Here is a 22,486-nt window from a genome sequence, read left to right on the forward strand (position 1 = left end):
GCGACGGTTACAGCTTGGCCGACTTCAGGGACATGTGGAGCAGCAGTCGGTCCTCGCCGTCGTCCAGGTCCAGGCCCGTGAGCTGTTCGACCCGGGACAGCCGGTAGTAGAGGGTCTGCCGGTGGATGCCCAGGGCCGCCGCCGTGCGGCCCGCCTGGCCCGCGTTGTCGAGGAACACCTCGGCGGTGCGGGCCAGTTCGGCGTGGGCGGGGGCGAGCAGCGGTGCGACGGCGGGGTCGATCTCGGGGTGGTAGAGCGCCGCGAGCAGGCGGTACGGGCCGATCCCCGCCCACTCCGCGACCGGGCCGAGCTTCGGCTGCGCCGTGGCGGCACGGGCCGCCGTGCTGGCCTCGCGCCAGGCCGCCGGGAGCTCCGTGAGGCCCCGGCGGGGGGTCGCGATGCCGGCCGGCGCGGCGGCGCGCAGCCGGTCCGCGGCCGTGTGGGCGGGGGAGAGGTCCTCGGCCGTGCGCAGCCGTACGAGGACGGCGAGGGACTCGGCCTCCGGGAGCGTGGCGACCGCCGCCGCGCCGGGGACCGCCCGGATCGAGGGGGCCTCGCCCTGCCAGGGGGTCACGCAGACGACGGTGTGCAGTCCGTCCGCGCTGGGGCCCAGGGCCGCGCGGAGCGCCGCGACGGCCATGTCGCTCTGCCAGCCGCGCCCGGCGGTCAGCACCGCGGCGAACTCGCGGGAGAGGTCGGCGTCCGCGCGCCCTTCGTCGGCGAGGAGCCCGCCGATCCGGGTGGCGACCTCCATCGCGGCCGTGAGCTGGGCGTCCGTGGGGCCGGGCTCGGCGTCCAGCAGCCAGACGTACCCGAGGACCACACCCCGATGGCGTACGGGAAGGCAGATCCGGTCCCGGAACACCCCGGCGTCCGGGGCGGCCGGGATGCGGACCGGGCCCGTCGCCCGGGTGATGCCGAAGCCCTCGAACCAGGCGCGGACCGCCGGGGTCGACTTCCGGGTCAGGATCGACCGCGTCCGGACGGGGTCCATCGCGGCGTCGTCGTCGCTGTCGTGTGCCCCGAAGGCGATCAGCCCGAAATCTCGGTTCTCCAGCGTCGCCGGGGTGGCAAGGAGCGCGGAGATCTCGTCCACCAGTTCTTGGTAATCGCCCTTCACGGCGCCATTCTCGCACCCCCCTCAGACATCTGTATGAGTTGCCGCGCACGGATGCGTGACAGCTGTCGATGGCAGAGGATCGGAGCGATCCATAGGTTTCACGGTGGTTCTCCGTGCTGTTACCCGTTTCTTACGAAAGACCGGGTACAGCGCCATTCGTCACCCTGTCCTTCTGGAGGTGCCCCGTGCTGGGTCCCGTGATTCTCGCCGCGTCGCGCAGCGACAAGATGCGCCGTCTCGTGTCGGCCGCCCCCGGGACCAAGCAGGTCGTCGCCCGCTTCATAGCCGGTGAGTCGGTCGGTGACGTCGTCCCGATCGTCCGGGAGCTGAGCGACCGCGGCCTGGAGGTCACCCTCGACGTCGTCGGTGAGGACATCACCACCGTCGAGCAGTCCTACGCCGCCCGGGACGCGTACCTGGAGCTCATCGGCCGTCTCAAGGAGCTGGGCCTCGGCGCCCGCGCCGAGATGTCCGTCAAGCTGTCGATGTTCGGCCAGTCGCTGGAGGGCGGCCACGAGCTCGCCCTCGCGAACGTCCGCCCGGTCGTCGAGGCCGCCGCCGAGATCGGCACCACCGTCACCCTGGACGCCGAGGACCACACCACCCTCGACTCGATGTTCGCCATCCACGAGGAGCTGCGGAAGAGCTTCCCGCAGACCGGCTGCGTCATCCAGGCGTACCTCTTCCGTACCGAGGACGACGCCCGCCGCCTCGCCGCGAACGGCTCCCGCGTCCGGATCGTGAAGGGCGCCTACAAGGAGCCCGCCTCCGTCGCCATCCAGGACAAGCCCGAGATCGACAAGGCGTACGTCCGGATCATGAAGATCCTGATGGACGGCGAGGGCTACCCGATGATCGGCTCCCACGACCCGCGCCTGATCTCCATCGGCCAGGAGCTCGCCCGCCGCGCCGGGCGCAAGCTGGACGAGTACGAGTTCCAGATGCTCTACGGCATCCGCGGCGAGGAGCAGAACCGGCTCGCCGCCGAGGGCCACCGTATGCGCGTGTACACCGCCTACGGCACCGACTGGTACGGCTACTTCATGCGCCGCCTCGCGGAGAAGCCGGCCAACCTCCTCTTCTTCGTCCGCTCCATCCTCACCAAGGGCTGAGCCCACCTCTCACAAGGAGTATCGAGACCCATGGACGCTGTCACCCAGGTCCCCGCTCCGGTCAACGAGCCGGTGCACAGCTACGCCCCCGGTTCCCCGGAGCGCCTCCGTCTTGAGGTCAAGCTCAAGGAGCTGGCCGAGAACCCGCGCGAGCTGCCGATGACCATCGGCGGCGTGAAGCGCCTCGGCGGCGGCGAGGAGTTCAAGGTCGTCCAGCCGCACAACCACAAGGCCGTCATCGGCACCTTCCGCGGCGCCACCGAGCAGGACGCCCAGGACGCGATCGACGCGGCCCTGGCCGCGGCTCCGGCCTGGCGCGCGATGGCCTTCGACGACCGCGCGGCGATCATCCTGCGCGCCGCCGAGCTGCTCGCCGGCCCGTGGCGCGAGACGCTGGCCGCCTCGACGATGCTCGGCCAGTCCAAGACCGCCCAGCAGGCCGAGATCGACACCCCGTGCGAGCTCGTCGACTTCTGGCGCTTCAACGTGGCGTACGCCCGCCAGATCCTGGCCGAGCAGCCGCCGGCGAACTCCCCGGGTGTGTGGAACCGTCTGGACCACCGCCCGCTCGAGGGCTTCGTCTACGCGATCACGCCCTTCAACTTCACGGCCATCGCGGGCAACCTGCCCACCGCCCCCGCCCTCATGGGCAACGTGGTGGTCTGGAAGCCGTCCCCGACGCAGACGCACTCCGCCGTGCTCCTCATGGAGCTCCTGGAGGAGGCCGGCCTGCCGAAGGGCGTCATCAACCTGGTGACCGGCGACGGCATCGCCGTCTCCGAGGTGGCCCTGAACCACCGCGACCTGGCCGGTATCCACTTCACCGGTTCGACCAGGACCTTCCAGCACCTGTGGAAGACGGTCGGCACCAACATCGAGAAGTACCGCTCGTACCCGCGGATCGTCGGCGAGACCGGTGGCAAGGACTTCGTCGTCGCCCACCCCAGCGCCGACCGGGCCATCCTGAAGACCGCGCTGACCCGCGGCTCCTTCGAGTTCCAGGGCCAGAAGTGCTCCGCGTCCTCGCGTGCGTACGTCCCGGCCTCCATCTGGAACGACGGCTTCAAGGAGGAGTTCGCGGCCGAGGTCGACGGCATCACCATGGGTGACGTCACCGACCTGTCGAACTTCATCGGCGCCGTCATCGACGAGCGCTCGTTCGCCAAGAACAAGGCCGCGATCGACCGTGCCGCGGCCGACCCGACCTGCACGATCGTCGCCGGTGGCACCTACGACGACTCGGTGGGCTACTTCGTCCGCCCGACCGTCATCGCGTGCACCGACCCGGAGAACGAGGTCTTCAAGGCCGAGTACTTCGGTCCGATCCTGGCGATCCACGTCTACGACGACAGCTCCGCCGACGCGTACGACGAGATGCTGACCCAGATGGAGTCGGTCTCGGACTACGCCCTCACCGGCTCGGTCATCTCCGGTGACCGCGCGGCCGCCGCGTACACGATGGAGAAGCTCCGCTTCGCCGCGGGCAACTTCTACATCAACGACAAGTCGACCGGCGCCGTCGTCGGCCAGCAGCCCTTCGGCGGCGGCCGTGCCTCGGGTACGAACGACAAGGCCGGCGCCCCGCAGAACCTGATGCGCTGGACGCTGACCCGCGCCATCAAGGAGACGCTGGTTCCGCCGACCGAGTACGGCTACCCGCACATGGGCTGACGCCCCCCGCCTCGCGAGAGGCACCGCCTCGTAGAGGCCCCCTGACACCGCCCCCCTCCTCTTCCCCCAATTGAGGACGGGGGCGGTTCTCATTCCCCGACGCGGCGCTTCAGGAAGTCGCCGATCAGCCCGGCGATCGCCGGCGCGTGGGTCTCCAGGGCGAAGTGGCCCGTGGGGAGCAGGTGGATCTCGGCGTCCGGGAGGTCGCGGCGGAAGGCCTCGGCGCCGGCCGGGACGAATACCTGGTCGCCCTCGCCCCAGACGGCGAGGAGCGGCACCCCGGAGGTGCGGAAGTACTCCTGGAAGGCCGGGTAGAGGGCGAAGTTGGTGCCGTAGTCGGCGATCAGGCCGAGCTGGATCTCGTCCTGGCCCTCGCGGGCCATCAGGGCGGCGTCGTGGTGCCAGGCGTCCGGGTCGAGGAGGTCGCGGTACTCGGCGGGGACGCCCGTCTCGTACTGCCAGCGGATGCCGTCGAGGGAGCGGATGCCCCGGACCGGCTCCTCGGTCTCGGGCGTGCGGTTCTCGATCAGGGCGAGGACCGGGGCCCAGGCCTCGGCGCCGAGGCCCTCCTCGTAGGCGTTGCCGTTCTGGCTGATGACCGCGGTGATCCGCTCGGGGTGGGCGAGGGCGAGGCGCAGGCCGATGGGGGAGCCGTAGTCCTGGATGTAGAGGGCGAACCGGTCCAGACCCAGGGCCTCGGTGAACTCGGACGTGAGCGCGGCCAGTTCGGCGAAGGTGTAGTCGAAGTCGGTGGCGGAGGGGGCGGCGCTGCGGCCGAAGCCCAGGTGGTCGGGGGCGATCAGCCGGTAGTCGTCGGCGAGCAGCGGGATCAGGTCGCGGAACATGCGCGAGCTGGTGGGGAAGCCGTGCAGCAGCAGGAGCACCGGGGCGTCGGCGGGCCCCGCCTCGCGGTAGGCGATGTCGTGGCCGCGGACGGTGACGGTGCGGTGGTGGGTCGGCAGCACGGTCGTCATCTCTCTAACCCCTTATGCGTGTGTGACTGGTTACGAGAGGACTCAATCAGGTATGCGTCTAACCTGTCAATGGATTGAGAGTGGTTAGCCAGGGTGTGGGAGCCTGGGCGCATGACCGTGAGGACCGCGCCCACTCATGCAGTCGGGGCCGTTCGGCTCCACTCCGTACGCGAGATGCTCGACACCGCCTTCGACGGCGACTTCGCCGACGAGGACTGGGACCACGCCCTCGGCGGGGTGCACGCCTGGATCGAGGACGGACGGGGCGTCGCCGCCCACGGCGCCGTCGTGATGCGACGGGTGCTCCACCGGGGCCGCTCGCACCGCGTCGGCTACGTCGAAGGGGTCGCCGTCCGGGGCGACCTCAGGCGGCGGGGGCTCGGCGGGGCGGTCATGGCCGAGCTGGAGCGGGTGATCGACGGCGCGTACGCCTTCGGGGCGCTGAGCGCCTCGGACGAAGGGGCCGCGCTCTACCGGGCGCGCGACTGGCGGGTCTGGGGCGGACGCCTCGCGGTGCTCGGCCCCGAGGGGATCGTCCGCCTGGCGGAGGAGGAGGGCTCCGTCTTCCTGCGCCCGGCGGTCGGCCGGACGCTGCCCGACGCCGCCGCCCCGCTCGTCTTCGACTGGCGGGACGGCGACGTGATGTGAGGGCCGCCGGCGGGGCGGCCATGTGTGTGCGGGCCGCCGATGGGACGGCTGCGTGATGTGAGGGTCGCCCGTCAGGCCTTGTCGTTCCCGGCCTCGCGCCGCTCCCGGTCGACGTGGCCCTTCCTCGTCTCCAGGCTCGCCGTGTACGTGGCGCCGATCGCCCAGCCCACGCCGAGCATCGCGAACGTGTACCCCGGCAGCCCCAGGTCCGTCAGGGGGATCGCCAGGCAGGCGAGGACGGCGATCGCCCAGATCGCCAGCGCCACCTTGCCCCGGCGGCTGAGGAACAGCCACCCGCGGGGGCGCACCGGTGGGGCCGTCAGGCTCCCCGCCGGTCCCGCGCTCGCCGCCTTCGGGCGCTTGAAGTAGCCGTACACCATCCACTCGCCGCACAGCTCCCAGCCCTCGGGCTCCAGTTCGCCCAGGACCTGCTCGCGGCGGCCGCCCTTGAGCACCTCACGGCGGTACTCCCAGAGCAGCGCGGCGCCCGGCGCCCGGCGGCAGACGAACCGCCCGAGCGCGTCGAGCGACTCCACCTCCCAGCCCTGGTCGCCGTGGACGGCCAGCATCCGGCGGTCGTTGAAGATGTCCGCCGTCCAGGTCCAGTTCTCCGCCCGCCGGTCCGGCTCGGTGGGGCGCGGGGCGAGGCCCCCGAGCTGCGCCGCGAAGGCGGCGGCCGGGCCGAACTCCTCCCGCGGGTCCGTCCCGGTCTCGGCGAGGTGTCCGCGGAGGTCCTCGACGGTCGCGGTGACCTGCTCGTCCGGCACGCCCGCGGTGCGCAGCGCCTCGGTCAGCTCGGTGAAGTACCTGTCGGAGTCCGTGGTCGTGCTCATGTCGTGCTTCCCCCTGGGTGCAGCGTGGTCTCGACGGCGCGGTGGAAGCGCAGCCAGTCGCGGCTCTCGTCGGCGAGGTGTTCGCGTCCCCGCGCGGTGAGCCGGTAGTAGCGGCGTCCCGGTCCGCGCTCGGCGGCGCGGAACTCGGCCTCCACCAGACCGGCTTCCTCCAGGCGGTTCAGTACGGGATAGAGCGTCCCGCCCTTGATCTCGCCGAGTCCCGCCTCGGCGAGCGCCTTGGCGATCTCGTACCCGTAACTCTCGCCGTCGGTCAGGCGGGAGAGGACGAGCAGGTCGAGGACTCCCTTGAGCCAGCTGGATCTGCGGTCTGCGGCCATGGGTGTATTGGATCACCAGCTAGGTAGGAATGCAAACTAGATAGGGATGCCGGTTCTCAGGGGGTGGCCGGCGTCCGCGGGCCGTCGCGGGGTGACCCTCGCGCGACCTCCCGAGGACTCTCGGTCCCACGCCGTCTCAGATAGTAGGAAGTCCGAGTAATTGTGGAGACAGATGCGGGCCCCTGCCCTAGCTTTGTAGAAGCCGAACGTCTCGCTACATCAGCGAATGGCGGTCGAGAGCGCGACGCCCCTGTGCAGGCAACCCCTGCGGCGGCGCTCCCCGCCCCTGCCGGCACCTTCGATCACCACTGATCTCCGCACTTTCGGATCACCACTGATCTCAAGGAGTCGATCCCTCATGGCCGCTCAGACCGCCCGCCGCGTCCGCCACTCCGTCAACCGTTCCAGCGACGAGGCTCGCCAGAACGCCGCCGCCGCCCTCCAGCGCGCCCTCGACCGCCGTGACAACGGCGGCTCCACCGGCCACTGACGCCGACCTCGGCCCATCGCCCGTACGGGCCTGTCCGTTCGTCCACATGATGGACGGAACGTGTCAGACGGTGGGACGAATAGTAGGGTGCCGACATGTCTCACAGCATCAATCTCGCAGTCATTCCCGGCGACGGCATCGGCCAGGAGGTCGTGGCCCAGGGCCTCAAGATCCTCGCGGCCGTCCTTCCCCAGGACGTGAAGCTGGAGACGGAGGAGTACGACTTCGGCGCCAAGCGCTACCACGCCACCGGTGAGACCCTCACCGACGCCGACCTCGACTCCCTCAAGAAGCACGACGCCATCCTGCTCGGCGCCATCGGCGACCCGTCGGTGCCGTCCGGCGTCCTGGAGCGCGGCTTCCTGCTGAAGCTCCGCTTCGCCTTCGACCACCACGTGAACCTGCGTCCCTCGAAGCTGCTCCCCGGCGTCGCCACCCCGCTCGCCGGGCAGCCCGAGATCGACTTCGTCGTGGTCCGCGAGGGCACCGAGGGCCCGTACACGGGCAACGGCGGCACCATCCGCAAGGGCACCCCGCACGAGGTCGCCACCGAGGTCTCGGTCAACACCGCCTTCGGTGTCGAGCGCGTGGTCCGGGACGCCTTCGCCCGCGCCCAGGCCCGTCCGCGCAAGAAGCTGACGCTGGTGCACAAGAACAACGTGCTGACCTTCGCCGGCCACCTGTGGACGAACATCTTCACCAAGGTGGCCGAGGAGTTCCCCGAGGTCACCACCGACTACCTGCACGTCGACGCCGCGACGATCTTCCTCGTCACCGACCCGGCCCGCTTCGACGTGATCGTCACCGACAACCTCTTCGGCGACATCATCACCGACCTCGCCGCGGCCGTCTCCGGCGGCATCGGCGTCGCCGCCTCGGGCAACATCAACCCGAGCGGCGAGTTCCCGTCCATGTTCGAGCCGGTCCACGGCTCCGCGCCGGACATCGCGGGTCAGGGCAAGGCCGACCCCACGGCCACCGTCCTCTCCGTCGCCCTGCTGCTGCGCCACCTCGGCTACGAGGCCCAGGCCGTCCGGGTGGAGGAGGCCGTCGCCGCCGACCTCACCGAGCGGGGCGACTCCGTCCGCACGACGGACGAGATCGGCGACGCGCTCGCCGCGCGAGTAGCGAGCTGACCCGCGCCGACTGACATCTGACAGCAGCCGCCGGGTCGCACATCGCACCCGGCGGCTGTACCTGTGCGGCCGGGTGGTGCCACCATCGAACCCTGGACCGCGCTCACCCGTTTCGTGCACCGGTCCCCGCGAGCGATAATCGAACGTGGGGCCGCGGCATGCGGGCATGCTCGGACGTCCACACAGTCATGGACTTCAGCCGTCGACTGAGGTGTGAACGCGGTCCTACACACACAACCGGTGAAGGACACGCACTCATGACGACGCCCACGATCGAGCTCAAGCCCTCCTCCAGCCCGCTGTCCGACGCGGAGCGCGAGGCGATCCTGGCCAACCCCGGATTCGGCCGCCACTTCACCGACCACATGGTCACCATCCGGTGGACCGAGGGTCGCGGATGGCACGACGGCCAGCTCGTGCCGTACGGCCCGCTGCACCTGGATCCGGCGACGAACGTCCTGCACTACGCGCAGGAGATCTTCGAGGGCCTGAAGGCCTACCGCCGCCCCGACGGCTCGGTCGCCAGCTTCCGTCCGGACGCCAACGCGCGCCGCTTCCAGTCCTCGGCCCGCCGTCTGGCCATGCCGGAGCTGCCCGTCGAGACCTTCGTCGAGGCCTGTGACCTCCTCGTCCGGCAGGACAAGGCGTGGGTTCCGGAGCACGGCGGCGAGGCCTCGCTCTACCTGCGCCCGTTCATGATCGCGACCGAGGTCGGCCTGGGCGTCCGCCCTGCCAACGAGTACCTCTTCGTCGTCATCGCCTCCCCGGCCGGCCCGTACTTCCCCGGTGGCGTGAAGCCCGTCTCCATCTGGCTCTCCGAGAACCGCGTCCGCGCCGTCCCCGGCGGCGTCGGTGACGCCAAGACCGGCGGCAACTACGCGGCCTCCCTGCTCGCGCAGGCCGAGGCGGCGCAGAAGGGCTGCGACCAGGTCGCCTACCTCGACGCCGTGGAGCACAAGTGGGTCGAGGAGCTCGGCGGCATGAACCTGTACTTCGTGTACGGGAACAAGCTCGTCACCCCGACGCTCACCGGCTCGCTGCTCGCCGGCATCACCCGTGACTCGCTGCTGAAGCTCGCGGCGGACCTCGGCCTGGAGCCGGAGGAGGGCCGCGTCTCCATCGACCAGTGGCAGGCGGACTCCGCGAACGGCACCCTGACCGAGGTCTTCGCCTGCGGCACCGCCGCCGTGATCACCCCGGTCGGCACGGTCAAGTCCGAGCGGGGCGAGTGGCAGCAGTCGGGCGGCGAGCCCGGCGAGATCACGATGAAGCTGCGCGACGCGCTGCTCGCCGTCCAGACCGGCAAGGCCGAGGACGCCCACGGCTGGATGCACGAACTGGGCTAGTCGCCGACCCGCGTGGTCGCCGACCTGCGAGCGGCGACTTCGCGAGCTCCTACTCGGTTCCCACCAGGGCTTCCGGGGCCGTCACGGTCCCGGGAGCCCTGTTCGGCGTCAGTGCGGCGTACAGCGCCCCGCCCACGACCCCCGACAGCACGAAGCTGCAGTCGATCCCGCCCGTCAGGGCGAGCAGCGGCCCCTCGTAGAGCGGCGTCGACACCCCGGCCAGGCCGACCGCCGCGCCGACCGCCCAGGACGCGGTGGCGCGCGGGTGCCAGCCCGCCGAGAACCAGTAGATCCCGCCGCGCGAGCGGCGGTTGTAGACCTGGAGCGCCTCCGGGTCGTACGTCCCCCCGCAGCGCACGTGCCCGATCAGGGTGATCACCGCCCACGGGGTGCCGATCGCGGTGAGCAGCAGGACGAACGAGGTCATCGCCGTCTGGGCGTCCGAGGCGAAGTGCCCCAGGAAGACGAAGGCCGTCGCCACCGCCGCGACCACCAGCGTGGCGCGTGCCCGGGTGGCCCGGGGCAGGATGGCGTCGAGGTCGAGCCCCATCGAGTACAGCATCAGCCCGGCGTTGCCGACGGACCCGGCGGTGGCCGCGAGGAGCAGCGGCACCAGGTACCAGGCGGGGGAGGCGTCGACGAGCGGCCCCGCGTAGTCGAGGGCCCCGCGGGCCGCGAGCGCCGTGTACGTACCGAAGAGCTGCGGGACCAGCAGGCCGACCAGCAGGCCGAGACAGGTGGCGCGCCAGACCTTCCGCCCGCTGTACCGGGCGGGCGAGATGTACCGGGTGTAGTCGCCGAGCAGGGTGATGAAGGCGACCGGCCCGCTGAGTCCGGCCGCCACCGCGGCGAGCAGCCAGGTCGGCCAGAAGGAGCCGAGCAGGTACGGGGTCTCCGGTACCGCCGCCGTCGTGAAGTCCCCGGAGTAGGCGACCAGGCCGAGGGCGAGGAGCACCGTCATGCCGACCGCGAGGGCCTTGCTCAGCCTGAGCAGCAGCCGGTAGCCGTACACCGCGGCGACCGCCGTGCAGGCGGCGAGCAGCGCGTAGACGGCGGCGTGCGAGGCGCCGCCGGTCGGCAGCCCGACCAGCCGGGCCAGCGTCCCGACCATGACGTCTCCGCCGATCCACAGCGTCAGCGCGGTGTAGCCGAGGGAGAGCAGCAGCCCGACCACCGAGCCGACGAGCCGGCCGCGGACGCCGAAGAAGGCGCCGGAGGAGGTGGAGAGGTTGGTGGCGGTACGGAGGGAGACGAGCGCGAGCGGGGCGGTGACGGCGACTCCGACGAGGGTGCCGGCGACGACGGAGGTGACCGAGGCCCAGAGGCCGAGGCCGAAGGAGACCGGGAGCCAGCCGAAGACGATCACCCCCAGGCAGAGGTTGGAGCCGAGCAGGATCGAGACGAGGTCGCGGGGGCCGCTGGTGCGTTCGGCCTCGGGGATGGTGTCGACTCCGCGCTGTTCTATCGGCATGGCGCCTCCTGGGGGTCCTGGGGGACGGGAGCGGTTGCATATTTAGAGTGACGCTCAATGTGACTTACGCCTGTCGGCCACGTCAATCCTTGGCGGCTCGCGTCTCAACATTTAGAGTGTCGCTCAAACAGGAGGTGTTTCGGACGTGCGACTGACCCCCACGGAACGCGACCGGCTGCTGCTCTTCGGCGCCGCCGAGCTCGCCCGCGCCCGCCGGGCCCGGGGCCTGCGGCTCAATGTCCCCGAGGCGACCGCGCTCATCGCGGACACCGTGTGCGAGGCGGCCCGGGACGGCAGACGACTCGCCGAGGCGATCGCCGCGGCCCGCTCCGTCCTCGGCCCCGACGACGTCCTCCCCGGCGTCGCCGACGTGGTCACCGAGGTCCACGTCGAGGCCGTCTTCGACGACGGCTCCCGCCTCGCGGTCGTCTCCGACCCGATCGGCGGAGGAAGCCTCGGCCAGGAGGCGCCGGGAGCCCTGCTGCCCGGCCCCGAGCACCCGGAGCCGGCGCCCGCGCTCACCCTTCCCGTACGGAACACGGCGACCGTGCCCGTCAGCGTCACCTCCCACTTCCACTTCTTCGAGGCCAACCCGCGCCTCGACTTCGACCGGGCCGCCGCCTACGGCATGCGGCTCGCCATCCCGGCCGGCGCCTCCTTCCGCTTCGGCCCGGGCGGCGCGGCCGAGGTCGGCCTCGTGCCGATCGGCGGCGCGCGCGTCGCCATCGGCTTCGCCGGCCTGGTCGACGGGCCGCTGGACGCGCCCGGCGCGAAGGAAGAGGCCCTGCGCCGCGCGGCGGCCTGCGGCTACCTGGGAGCCCCGTCCGAGGAGGGCAACTGATGGACCCGTACGAGTACGCCTCCGTGCACGGCCCCCGCGCCGGCGACCGCGTCGTCCTGGGCGACTCCGGGCTCGTCGTCCGCGTCGAGTCCGACTCCCAGAAGCACGGCGACGAGTTCCTCGCCGGCTTCGGCAAGACCGCCCGCGACGGCCTCCACCTCAAGGCCGCCGCCGTCCGCGAGACCTGCGACGTCGTCATCAGCAACGTCCTCGTCATCGACGCCGTCCAGGGCATCCGCAAGGTGTCCGTCGGCATCCGCGAGGGCCGGATCCACGCCATCGGGCGGGCCGGCAACCCCGACACCCTCGACGGCGTCGACGTCGTCGTCGGCACCGGCACCTCGATCGTCTCCGGCGAGGGCCTCATCGCCACCGCGGGAGCCGTCGACACCCACGTCCACCTCCTCTCGCCCCGGATCATGGAGGCCTCGCTCGCGAGCGGCGTCACCACGGTCATCGGCCAGGAGTTCGGCCCCGTCTGGGGCGTCGGCGTCAACTCGCCCTGGGCGCTGCGCCACGCCTTCAACGCCTTCGACGCCTGGCCCGTCAACATCGGCTTCCTGGCCCGCGGTTCGTCCTCCGACCCGGCGCCCCTCGTCGAGGCCCTCGCCGAGGGCGGGGCGAGCGGCTTCAAGGTCCACGAGGACATGGGCGCCCACACCCGCGCCCTCGACACCGCACTGCGCGTCGCCGAGGAGCACGACGTCCAGGTCGCCCTGCACAGCGACGGCCTCAACGAGTGCCTCTCCGTCGAGGACACCCTCCGGGTCCTGGACGGCCGGACGATCCACGCCTTCCACATCGAGGGCTGCGGCGGCGGACACGTACCCAACGTCCTGAAGATGGCGGGCGTGCCGAACGTCATCGGCTCCTCCACCAACCCCACCCTGCCCTTCGGCCGCGACGCGGTCGCCGAGCACTACGGGATGATCGTCTCCGTCCACGACCTGAAGACCGACCTCCCCGGCGACGCCGCCATGGCGCGCGACCGGATCCGGGCCGGGACGATGGGCGCGGAGGACGTCCTGCACGACCTCGGCGCGATCGGGATCACCTCCTCCGACGCGCAGGGGATGGGAAGGGCCGGCGAGACCGTACGCCGGACCTTCGCCATGGCCGGGAAGATGAAGGCCGAGCTGGGCTCGCTGGAGGGCGACGGCGCGCACGACGACAACGCGCGCGTCCTCCGCTACCTGGCCAAGCTCACCATCAACCCGGCGATCGCCCACGGCCTCGCACACGAGATCGGCTCGATCGAGGTCGGCAAGCTGGCCGACATCGTGCTGTGGCGGCCGGAGTTCTTCGGCGCCAAGCCGCAGCTGGTGCTGAAGTCCGGCTTCCCCGCGTGGGGGGTCGTGGGCGATCCGAACGCCGCCACCGACACCTGTGAGCCGCTCGTCCTCGGACCGCTGTTCGGAGCCCATGGCGCCACGGCCGCGGACATCTCCGTCGCGTTCGTGGCGCAGGCCGCCGTCGACCTCGGCTCCGACGCGATGCCGACCCGCCGCCGCCGCGTCCCCGTGCGCGGCACGCGCGGCATCGGACCGGCCGACCTGCTCCTCAACTCCCGTACCGGAGACGTACAGGTCGACGACCGCACCGGCCTCGTCTCGCTCGACGGCTCGCCGATCCGCTCCGAGGCGGTCGAGTCCGTCTCCCTCAACCGCCTCTACTTCCTCTAGGACCCTGTGATGACCTTCCGCATGCCCGCCGAGTGGATGCCGCACGAGCGCACCTGGATGGCCTGGCCCAGCCCCAACCCCACCTTCACGAACGAGGAGGAGCTCGCCGAGGCGCGCACCGCCTGGGCGTCCGTGGCCCGGGCCGTACGCCGCCACGAGCCGGTGACGATGGTCGTCGCCCCCGGCGACGCGGAGTCGGCCGCCGAGCTCCTCGGCCCGGAGATCGACCTGGTCGAGCGCGAGCTCGACGACGCCTGGATGCGCGACATCGGCCCCACCTTCGTCACGAACGGCACCGAACTGGCCGCCGTGGACTGGGTGTTCAACGGCTGGGGCGCCCAGGACTGGGCCCGCTGGGAGCACGACTCCAAGATCGCCCGCCATGTCGCGGACCTCTCCGGCGTCCCCGTACTCGCCTCCCCCCTCGTCAACGAGGGCGGCGCGATCCACGTCGACGGCGAGGGCACGGTCCTGCTCACCGACACCGTCCAGCTCGGCGCCGGCCGCAACCCGGAGTGGACCCGCGAGCAGGTCGAGAACGAGATCCACGCCAAGCTCGGCACCACCAAGGCCATCTGGCTCCCCAACGGCCTCACCGGCGACTACGGCCTCTACGGCACCCAGGGCCACGTCGACATCGTCGCCGCCTTCGCCCGCCCCGGCACGGTCCTCGTCCACAGCCAGCAGAACCCGGCCCACCCGGACTACGAGCGCTCGCGGATGCACGTGAACATCCTCCGCGGCCGGACCGACGCCCAGGGCCGCCCCCTGGAGGTCGTCGAGATCCCGGCGCCCACCGTCCTCAAGGACGAGGAGGGGGAGTGGGTGGACTACTCGTACATCAACCACTACCTCTGCAACGGCGGCGTGGTCCTCTGCGCCTTCGACGACCCCCACGACGAACTCGCCGCCGAGATCTTCCGCCGCCTCTTCCCGGAGCGCACCGTGACCCTGGTCGACGCGCGGACGATCTTCGCAGGTGGGGGCGGTATCCACTGCATCACCCAGCAGCAGCCGAAGGTCTGAGCCGGGCGGGCCATGAGGTAGAACGTACGAGTGAGTCAGAGCAGCAGCCCACCGCCCCACCCCCGCCGCCGCAACCAGGCCGCCCCGCCCCGCGAGGACGTGCTCGCCGCCGCCATGGGCACCATCGCCGAGCGCGGGCTCGACGGGCTCACCATGGCCGGGCTCGGGCGGCAGGTCGGGATGAGCAGTGGGCACCTGCTCTACTACTTCCGCACCAAGGACGAGCTGCTGCTGCAGACCCTGGAGTGGAGCGAGGGGCGGCTCGGTGCCGAGCGGAGCGCGCTGCTCTCCGGGCCCGGGAGCGCGCGCGAGCGGCTCGACGGGTACGTCGACGTGTACGTGCCCGACGGGCCGCGCGATCCGCACTGGACCCTGTGGCTGGAGGTCTGGAACCGGTCGCAGAACGCCGACGACGACGCCCGGGCCCGCCAGGCCGCCATCGAGGGGGCCTGGCACCGGGACCTCGTGGCGATCCTCGCCGAGGGGGTCTCGCGGGGGGAGTTCCGGGCGGTCGACCCGGACCGGTTCGCCACCCGTACGAGGGCTTTGCTCGACGGCTTCAGTGTGCATGTGGCCGTCGGGATTCCGGGCACCGGGCGCGAGCAAGTCCTCGCCCACGTACGGGAGTTCATCGAGCAGGACCTGCTGCCGCGACCGTAACGCACGCAAGTACACAGGATCGTTGCGCGCTACAGCCTTGTTGCCCGGGTGGGACCTCCGGCACGGTTCCGGTCCATGGGACGAGATCACTGGAAGAAGATCTGGGTCGGCTCCGCCGGCAACATGGTCGAGTGGTTCGACTGGTTCGTGTACGCGAGCTTCGCCACCTACTTCGCGGGCGCCTTCTTCCCCGAGGGGAACGACACCGCCAAACTCATGAACACCGCCGGCATCTTCGCCGTCGGATTCTTCATGCGGCCCGTCGGCGGCTGGCTCCTCGGCAGGGTCGCCGACCGCAAGGGCCGCAAGACGGCGCTCACCCTCACCGTCACCCTGATGTCCGCCTCCGCGCTCCTCATCGCCATCGCCCCCACCTACGCCGTCGCCGGCTACGGAGGCGCCGCCGTCCTCCTGGTCGCCCGCCTCCTCCAGGGCCTCTCCGTCGGCGGCGAGTACGCCGCCAGCGCCACCTACCTCACGGAGGCCTCGGCGCCGGAGCACCGCGGCTTCGCCTCCAGCTTCCAGTACGTGTCGATGACCGCGGGGCAGGTCCTCGGCCTCGGACTGCTGATCGTCCTCCAGCGCACCATGTCCGACGCGGCCCTGCACAGCTGGGGCTGGCGCATCCCGTTCGTCATCGGCGCCCTCGGCGCGGCCGTCGTCTTCTACCTGCGCCGCACGATGCTGGAGACGGAGGTGTACGAGGAGAGCGCGGGCGACGGGGTCGCCCGCGGCGAGCAGGGCACCCTCAAGGCGCTCTGGGCGCACCGGCGCGAGGCCTTCCTCGTGGTCGCCCTCACCATGGGCGGGACCGTGGCCTACTACACGTACACCACGTACCTCACCAAGTACCTCTCCAACTCCGCCGGACTCCCCAAGCAGACCGCGACCCTGGTCTCCTTCTGCGCCCTGATCGTCTTCGCCTGCCTCCAGCCGCTGGCCGGCCGGCTCTCCGACCGGATCGGGCGCCGCCCGCTCCTCATCACCTTCGCGGTCGGCTCCACCCTCCTCAGCGTGCCGATCCTGTCGATGCTGAAGCACGCGGGCTCCTTCTGGCCGGCCCTCGGCCTCTCCCTGCTCGCGCTCCTCGTCGTCACCGGCTACACCTCCATCAACGCCTGCGTGAAGGCCGAGCTCTTCCCGACCGGCATCCGCGCCCTCGGCGTCGCCCTCCCGTACGCCATCGCCAACGCCCTCTTCGGCGGCACCGCCGAGTACGTCGCCCTGTGGTTCAAGGACGCGGGCATCGAGTCCGGCTTCGCCTGGTACGTCGCGGGCTGCGCGGCCGTCTCCCTGATCGTCTATCTCTCGATGCGGGAGACCCGGGACATCGACCTGGGCCGGGTCGGCGGCTCCGGCTCCGGCGGCCCCGACACCCTGCCCGGACAGAAACGAGATCAGCTGCCCGTATCGTGAGATCGCCGTCCCGACGGCCCCTCACCTGTGTCAGACTTCCGGCGTGCTTGCTACCACGATGATTATCGGCAGCGGCGCGCCGGTCCGCAGTGGCCACTGAATCGCGGCACGATCCCCGCGGCAGTGGACACCGTGCCCCAGACCCGCGCGCAGACCTCTCGCACCCGCGAGGGGTTTTTTCGTTTTCCGGCCCCACCCCTGCCGGAAACGGACGACGCGTGAGAATGGGGGCAAGTGGATCCAGACCTTCCGGAGCCACATCCGACAGGAGCCATCACAGTCATGACCACGGAGAACGGCGAGAGCCGGCGCCTCGACGAGCACCACGTCGACGACAGCTTCCATGTCTTCGACACGACGCTGCGCGACGGGGCGCAGCGTGAGGGCATCAACCTCACGGTCGCGGACAAGCTGACCATCGCGCGCCACCTCGACGACTTCGGCGTGGGCTTCATCGAGGGCGGCTGGCCCGGCGCCAACCCGCGCGACACGGAGTTCTTCGCCCGCGCCCGGCAGGAGATCGCGTTCAAGAACGCGCAGCTCGTCGCCTTCGGCGCCACCCGCAGGGCCGGGGGCAACGCCGCCGAGGACCCGCAGGTCAAGGCGTTGCTCGACTCGGGCGCTCCGGTGATCACCCTCGTCGCCAAGTCGCACGACCGGCACGTCGAGCTCGCCCTGCGCACGACGCTCGACGAGAACCTGGAGATGGTCCGCGACACCGTCTCGTACCTGACCGCCCAGGGCCGCCGCGTCTTCGTCGACTGCGAGCACTTCTTCGACGGCTACAAGGCCAACCCGGACTACGCCAAGGCCGTGGTCCGCGCCTCGTACGAGGCCGGCGCCGACGTCGTCATCCTCTGTGACACCAACGGCGGCATGCTCCCCGCCCAGATCCAGGCCGTCGTGGCCACCGTCCTCGCCGACACCGGTGCCCGCCTCGGCATCCACGCCCAGGACGACACCGGCTGCGCCGTCGCCAACACCCTGGCCGCCGTCGACGCCGGCGCCACCCACGTCCAGTGCACCGCCAACGGCTACGGCGAGCGGGTCGGCAACGCCAACCTCTTCCCGGTCGTCGCGGCCCTGGAACTCAAGTACGGCAAGAAGGTCCTCCCCGAGGGCGCCCTCGCCGAGATGACCCGCATCTCGCACGCCATCGCCGAGGTCGTCAACCTCACGCCCTCCACCCACCAGCCGTACGTCGGCGTCTCCGCCTTCGCGCACAAGGCCGGGCTCCACGCCTCCGCCATCAAGGTCGACCCCGACCTCTACCAGCACATCGACCCCGAGCTCGTCGGCAACACCATGCGGATGCTCGTCTCCGACATGGCGGGCCGCGCCTCGATCGAGCTCAAGGGCAAGGAGCTCGGCGTCGACCTGGGCGACGACCGCGCGCTCGTCGGCCGGGTCGTCGAGCGGGTCAAGGAGCGCGAGCTCCAGGGCTACACGTACGAGGCGGCCGACGCCTCCTTCGAGCTGCTGCTCCGCGAGGAGGCCGAGGGCCGGGCCCGCCGCTACTTCCGTACGGAGTCCTGGCGCGCGATCGTCGAGGACCGCCCCGACGGCATCCACGCCAACGAGGCCACCGTGAAGCTCTGGGCCAAGGGCGAGCGGATCGTCGCCACCGCCGAGGGCAACGGCCCGGTCAACGCCCTCGACCGGGCGATGCGGGTGGGCCTGGAGCGGATCTACCCCCAGCTCGCCAAGTTCGAGCTGGTCGACTACAAGGTCCGCATCCTGGAGGGCCGCCACGGCACCGAGTCCACGACCCGGGTCCTCGTCACCACCAGCGACGGCAACGGCGAGTGGGCCACGGTCGGCGTCGGCGAGAACGTGATCGCGGCCTCCTGGCAGGCCCTGGAGGACGCCTTCACCTACGGACTCCTCCGGGCCGGGGTCGACCCCGCCGAGTAGCCGCGCGTCGTACCGGCCCTCCGGGGCCGGTACGCCCCAGCATGTCCGGTATGAATGGTCATACGTTCCGGGCGGCGCGGACGGGCATGGCGGCGGCCGTCGCGTCCGGCGCCGTCCTCGCCGGATGCCTCACGGCGACAGCCACAGCCACGGCCACGGAGGCCGTGCACCCGACCACGCGGCCCCCGGACCCGGTACGCGTCACCGCCGCCCCGGTCACCACGGTGGCCGAGGGGGCCACGGCCCGCGTCCGTCTCACCGTCGACTCCGCCCGCCCGCTGACCCACCCGGTGACGGTCGGCTGGACGACGGCCGCGACCGCCCCCGGCCCCGCCACCGCGGCGGGACCGGGCGACCGGGCGGCCGCGCCGACGCGCGCCCCTCGTGCCGGGGTCGCGGCCCCCGGCCGGGACTACCGGGCGGCCTCCGGCACGGTGACCTTCCCCGCCGGAAGCAGGCCCGGGGCCGCGCGCACCCTTGAGGTCGCCACCCTCCGCGACCGCGTGCCCGAGACCGCCGAGGCCGTGCCGGTCACGCTCGACGTCACCGGTGCCACCGCGCCGGAGCGTGCCCCGCTGGTCGTCGTGGACGCGCACGGGCTGCCCTACCTCGACCCGGCGCGCCCCGTCCGGGAACGGGTCGCCGACCTCCTCGGGCGGATGACGCTCGCCGAGAAGGCCGGCCAGATGACCCAGGCCGGCCGCAACGGCCTCGCCGCCCACGAGGACATCACCTCCTACGCCCTCGGCTCGGTGATCTACGAGGCCGAGCCGGACGGCTCACCGGCGCAGACCCCCGAGGCCTGGCGGAAGGTGACGGACACCTACCAGTGGTACGCCCGTGCCACCCGCCTCCAGATCCCGCTGCTCCTGGCCACCGACGCCGTGCACGGCCACGCCTTCGTCAAGGGCGCCACGGTCATGCCCCACAACATCGGGCTCGGCGCCACCCGCGACCCCGCGCTCGTCGAGCGGCTCGCCGCGATCACCGCCGAGGAGACGAGGGCGACGGGGATCGCCTGGAACTTCGCGCCCTGCGTGTGCGTCGTGCGCGATGTGCGCTGGGGCCGTACGTACGAGTCCTTCGGCGAGGACCCGGAGCTCGTGGCGTCCATGGCGGTCGCCGTGCGGGGCCTCCAGGGCGCCGCCGACGGCCGTGACCTCGCCCGCAACGACAAGGTCCTCGCCACCGCCAAGCACTTCGTCGGGGACGGCGGCACCGCCTACGGCTCCGGTCGCCCCCCGTACGTCATCGACCAGGGCGTCACCCGGATCGACCGGGGCGAGCTGGAGGCGGTGCACCTCCCCCCCTTCCGGCGGGCGATCGGACTCGGGGCGGGCGCCGTCATGCCCTCGTTCTCCTCGCTCGACCTGACCGGCGAGCGCGGCGGGCCGGTGAAGATGCACGCGCACGGCGAGATGATCAGCGGGCTGCTGAAGAGCGAGCTCGGGTTCCGGGGGCTCGTCGTCAGCGACTGGGAGGCCGTCGACCAGATGCCGGGCGACGCGGTCACCGACGTACGTGACGCGGTCAACGCCGGCATCGACATGAACATGGCGCCGCTCACGTACAAGGAGTCCGGCCGGATCATCGCGGACGAGGTCGCCGCCGGCCGGATCCCCCTCGCCCGGATCGACGACGCGGCCGGCCGCGTGCTGGAGCAGAAGTTCCGCCTCGGCCTCTTCGAGAAGCCGTACGCCGACACCACCCACCTCGCCGGGATCGGCTCCGCCGAACACCGGGCGGCGGCCCGCGAGGCCGTCGCCCGGTCGCAGGTGCTGCTGAAGAACAGCCGGGGCGTGCTGCCGCTGCGCACCGGGCGGCGGCTGTACGTCGCCGGGTCCAACGCGGACGACCTGGCCAGCCAGGCGGGTGGCTGGACCGTCGGCTGGCAGGGCGCCGGGGGGCGGGAGATCCGGGGCACCACCGTTCTGGACGGCATCCGAAGGGCGGACCCGCGGGCGCACGTCACCTACTCCGAGGACGCCTCGGCGCCGACCGCGGGACACGACGTGGGCGTGGTCGTCGTCGGCGAGACGCCGTACGCGGAGGGGGTCGGCGACGTCGGCGTCAACGGCCACGACCTGGAACTGTCCGCGGACGACAAGAAGGCCGTCGACCGGGTCTGCGCCGCGATGCGGTGCGCGGTCCTGGTCGTCTCCGGACGTCCGCAGCTGATCGGCGACCGGCTCGGCGCGATCGACGCCCTGGTCGCCTCCTGGCTGCCGGGCAGCGAGGGCGACGGCGTCGCCGACGTGCTCTACGGCCGGCGGGCCTTCACCGGACGCCTGCCGCTGAGCTGGCCGAAGTCGGCCGAGCAGCTGCCCCTGAACGCGGGCGACCGTGACTACGACCCGCAGTTCCCCTACGGCTGGGGCCTCACCACCCGGGCCGGCGCGAGCTGACCGCACAACAGTCCGATCGGGAGGTCTGAATATGACGGTTTTGGGGTAATTCAGGTGGTATGAGGACGAGGATTCCGTTGCTGTCGGCCTTGGGCGGGCTGCTCCTGCTGCTGCTCCTGGCCCTGGCCCCCTCTGCGGGCGCCAGGGCCGCGGGGATCCCGGACGCGGCCGCGGCCCTGAAACAGGGCCCGGTGTACGTCGACCCGGGCGCCGCCGACCAGCTCTCGCAGGCCGAGGCGAACGCCCTCGCCCAGAAGATCAAGGACGCGGACAAGCCGCTCCTCGTGGCCGTCCTGCCGGCGTCGGCGGAGTTCCCCCCGAATGGCCTCATCGACAACCTGCGCGCCCAGACCGGGGTCACCGGCCTGTACGCCGTGCGGCTCGGTGACCGGTTCGACGCGGGCGTCGACCCCTCCGTGATGTCCCCGGCCGCCGTACAGAACCTCGTGACCTCCGTGAGCGGGCCCGGCGCCGACACGGCCACCCAACTGAACGACTTCGTCGACCAGGCCCTCCCCGCGATGCGCGGCTCCGCCCCCGACTCCTGGGGCTCCGTCGGCACGGACTCCGGGGTCCCCGTCGCCGGACTCGTCACCCTCGGTGCCGTCGTCGCCGTGAGCGGCGCGGGCGCCTACGCCGTCGTCCGCCGCAAGAGGCTCCGCAAGGAGGCCGAGGAGCGGGCCGCCCTCGACAAGCTGCGGGTCGTCGTCGACGAGGACATCACCGCCTTCGGCGAGGAACTCGAACGCCTCGACTTCCACCCCGGCGAACCCGGCGCCGACGACGCCATGCGCGACGACTACGAACGCTCCCTCGACTCGTACGACAAGGCCAAGTCCCTCATGGGCTCCGCGACCCACCCGCACGACGTCCGCGCGGTCACCGAGTCCCTGGAGGACGGCCGCTTCTCCCTCGCCGCCCTCGCCGCCCGCCGTGAGTCCCGCCCGCTGCCCGAGCGGCGCTCCCCCTGCTTCTTCGACCCGCGCCACGGCCCCTCCACCGAGGACCGCACCTGGACCCCGGCCGGCGGCACCGCCCGTCAGGTCCCGGTCTGCACCGTCGACGCGACCCGCCTCGACGACGGCCTCGACCCCCTCGCCCGCACCGTCGACACGGACTCGGGCCGCCGCCCCTACTGGGAGGCGGGCCCCGCCTACGGCCCCTGGGCCGGCGGCTACTTCGGCGGCGGCCTCCTCCCCGGCCTCCTCATGGGCACCATGCTCGGCTCCATGCTCGCCACCCCCGCGTACGCCTCCGAGTACGGCGGCGGCGATTTCGGGGGCGGTGACTTCAGCGGCGGCGACTTCGGGTCGGGTGGCGGCTTCGGCGGCGACTCGGGCGGCTTTGGCGGCGGTGACTTCGGCGGAGGCGGCGGATTCGACGGCGGGGGCGGGTTCTGACCG

At 71.9% G+C, this 22,486-nt stretch carries 18 protein-coding genes and 1 pseudogene; 14 read left to right on the plus strand and 5 right to left on the minus strand.

Going from position 1 to position 22,486, the window contains the following annotated elements:
- Positions 1-7: 7 nt before the first annotated feature.
- A complete protein-coding gene (locus OG361_RS28030; RefSeq protein ID WP_405857872.1) occupies positions 8-1,120 on the minus strand; it encodes a PucR family transcriptional regulator in 1,113 nt (370 codons plus the stop codon).
- Positions 1,121-1,305: 185 nt separating this feature from the next.
- On the opposite strand from OG361_RS28030, the gene OG361_RS28035 reads away from it, so the two are divergent.
- Positions 1,306-2,232 (plus strand): proline dehydrogenase family protein, encoded by a 927-nt coding sequence (locus OG361_RS28035; RefSeq protein WP_405857874.1) that lies wholly within the window; start codon positions 1,306-1,308, stop codon positions 2,230-2,232.
- 30 nt (positions 2,233-2,262) lie between these two features.
- On the plus strand, positions 2,263-3,903 hold the full coding sequence (gene pruA, locus OG361_RS28040) for an L-glutamate gamma-semialdehyde dehydrogenase (protein WP_405857876.1): 1,641 nt from the start codon (positions 2,263-2,265) through the stop codon (positions 3,901-3,903).
- Between the two features lie 89 nt (positions 3,904-3,992).
- Here pruA and OG361_RS28045 read toward each other — a convergent pair whose 3' ends face one another.
- The gene (locus OG361_RS28045) at positions 3,993-4,877 is read right to left on the minus strand and encodes an alpha/beta fold hydrolase (protein ID WP_405857878.1); all 885 of its coding nucleotides are present in this window, start codon (positions 4,875-4,877) and stop codon (positions 3,993-3,995) included.
- A gap of 111 nt (positions 4,878-4,988) precedes the next feature.
- On the opposite strand from OG361_RS28045, the gene OG361_RS28050 reads away from it, so the two are divergent.
- Positions 4,989-5,525: a GNAT family N-acetyltransferase gene (locus OG361_RS28050; protein ID WP_405857880.1), complete on the plus strand. Its 537-nt coding sequence runs from the start codon at positions 4,989-4,991 to the stop codon at positions 5,523-5,525.
- A gap of 71 nt (positions 5,526-5,596) precedes the next feature.
- On the opposite strand, the gene OG361_RS28055 is transcribed toward OG361_RS28050, so the two are convergent.
- Together OG361_RS28055 and OG361_RS28060 are read right to left on the minus strand one after the other, a co-directional pair.
- Positions 5,597-6,358 carry a hypothetical protein gene (locus OG361_RS28055; protein ID WP_405857882.1) on the minus strand — a complete coding sequence of 254 codons (762 nt, stop codon included), beginning with the start codon at positions 6,356-6,358 and terminating at the stop codon, positions 5,597-5,599.
- Complete coding sequence (locus OG361_RS28060) at positions 6,355-6,696, minus strand: PadR family transcriptional regulator (RefSeq protein WP_384570917.1); 342 nt, start codon at positions 6,694-6,696, stop codon at positions 6,355-6,357. Before OG361_RS28060 ends, OG361_RS28055 begins: the two co-directional genes overlap by 4 nt.
- Before the next feature lie 358 nt (positions 6,697-7,054).
- Between OG361_RS28060 and OG361_RS28065 the strand changes: the two genes are divergently transcribed.
- The 3 genes from OG361_RS28065 to OG361_RS28075 all read left to right on the plus strand — a co-directional run bounded on the left by OG361_RS28065 (position 7,055) and on the right by OG361_RS28075 (position 9,668).
- Positions 7,055-7,186: a hypothetical protein gene (locus OG361_RS28065; RefSeq protein WP_384570920.1), complete on the plus strand. Its 132-nt coding sequence runs from the start codon at positions 7,055-7,057 to the stop codon at positions 7,184-7,186.
- Between the two features lie 95 nt (positions 7,187-7,281).
- Positions 7,282-8,322 carry a 3-isopropylmalate dehydrogenase gene (locus OG361_RS28070; RefSeq protein ID WP_405857884.1) on the plus strand — a complete coding sequence of 347 codons (1,041 nt, stop codon included), beginning with the start codon at positions 7,282-7,284 and terminating at the stop codon, positions 8,320-8,322.
- A 257-nt stretch (positions 8,323-8,579) separates the two neighbouring features.
- Positions 8,580-9,668, plus strand: a complete 1,089-nt coding sequence (locus OG361_RS28075) for a branched-chain amino acid aminotransferase (protein WP_384570926.1) — start codon at positions 8,580-8,582, stop codon at positions 9,666-9,668.
- A 49-nt stretch (positions 9,669-9,717) separates the two neighbouring features.
- Here the strand turns inward: OG361_RS28075 and OG361_RS28080 are convergent, their stop codons facing one another.
- Positions 9,718-11,139 carry a cytosine permease gene (locus OG361_RS28080; RefSeq protein ID WP_405857887.1) on the minus strand — a complete coding sequence of 474 codons (1,422 nt, stop codon included), beginning with the start codon at positions 11,137-11,139 and terminating at the stop codon, positions 9,718-9,720.
- 145 nt (positions 11,140-11,284) lie between these two features.
- Between OG361_RS28080 and ureA the strand changes: the two genes are divergently transcribed.
- The 8 genes and pseudogenes from ureA to OG361_RS28120 all read left to right on the plus strand — a co-directional run bounded on the left by ureA (position 11,285) and on the right by OG361_RS28120 (position 22,483).
- Positions 11,285-11,980: an urease subunit gamma gene (gene ureA, locus OG361_RS28085; protein ID WP_405857888.1), complete on the plus strand. Its 696-nt coding sequence runs from the start codon at positions 11,285-11,287 to the stop codon at positions 11,978-11,980.
- Positions 11,980-13,662, plus strand: coding sequence for an urease subunit alpha (locus OG361_RS28090; protein WP_405857890.1), 1,683 nt, complete (start codon positions 11,980-11,982; stop codon positions 13,660-13,662). Before ureA ends, OG361_RS28090 begins: the two co-directional genes overlap by 1 nt.
- Before the next feature lie 9 nt (positions 13,663-13,671).
- On the plus strand, positions 13,672-14,688 hold the full coding sequence (locus OG361_RS28095; RefSeq protein WP_405857892.1) for an agmatine/peptidylarginine deiminase: 1,017 nt from the start codon (positions 13,672-13,674) through the stop codon (positions 14,686-14,688).
- Positions 14,689-14,802: 114 nt separating this feature from the next.
- On the plus strand, positions 14,803-15,348 hold the full coding sequence (locus OG361_RS28100) for a TetR/AcrR family transcriptional regulator (protein WP_405862472.1): 546 nt from the start codon (positions 14,803-14,805) through the stop codon (positions 15,346-15,348).
- Positions 15,349-15,423: 75 nt separating this feature from the next.
- The gene (locus OG361_RS28105) at positions 15,424-16,764 is read left to right on the plus strand and encodes an MFS transporter (protein ID WP_405857894.1); all 1,341 of its coding nucleotides are present in this window, start codon (positions 15,424-15,426) and stop codon (positions 16,762-16,764) included.
- A 282-nt stretch (positions 16,765-17,046) separates the two neighbouring features.
- Positions 17,047-18,678: a citramalate synthase gene (cimA, locus tag OG361_RS28110; protein ID WP_405857896.1), complete on the plus strand. Its 1,632-nt coding sequence runs from the start codon at positions 17,047-17,049 to the stop codon at positions 18,676-18,678.
- Positions 18,679-18,764: 86 nt separating this feature from the next.
- Positions 18,765-21,065: pseudogene (locus OG361_RS28115) on the plus strand (glycoside hydrolase family 3 protein); the annotation flags it as partial.
- Between the two features lie 77 nt (positions 21,066-21,142).
- Positions 21,143-22,483 (plus strand): hypothetical protein, encoded by a 1,341-nt coding sequence (locus tag OG361_RS28120; RefSeq protein ID WP_405857898.1) that lies wholly within the window; start codon positions 21,143-21,145, stop codon positions 22,481-22,483.
- Positions 22,484-22,486 lie beyond the last annotated feature (3 nt).

It is taken from the genome of Streptomyces sp. NBC_00090 (assembly GCF_045160815.1).
Classification (GTDB): Bacteria; Actinomycetota; Actinomycetes; order Streptomycetales; family Streptomycetaceae; genus Streptomyces.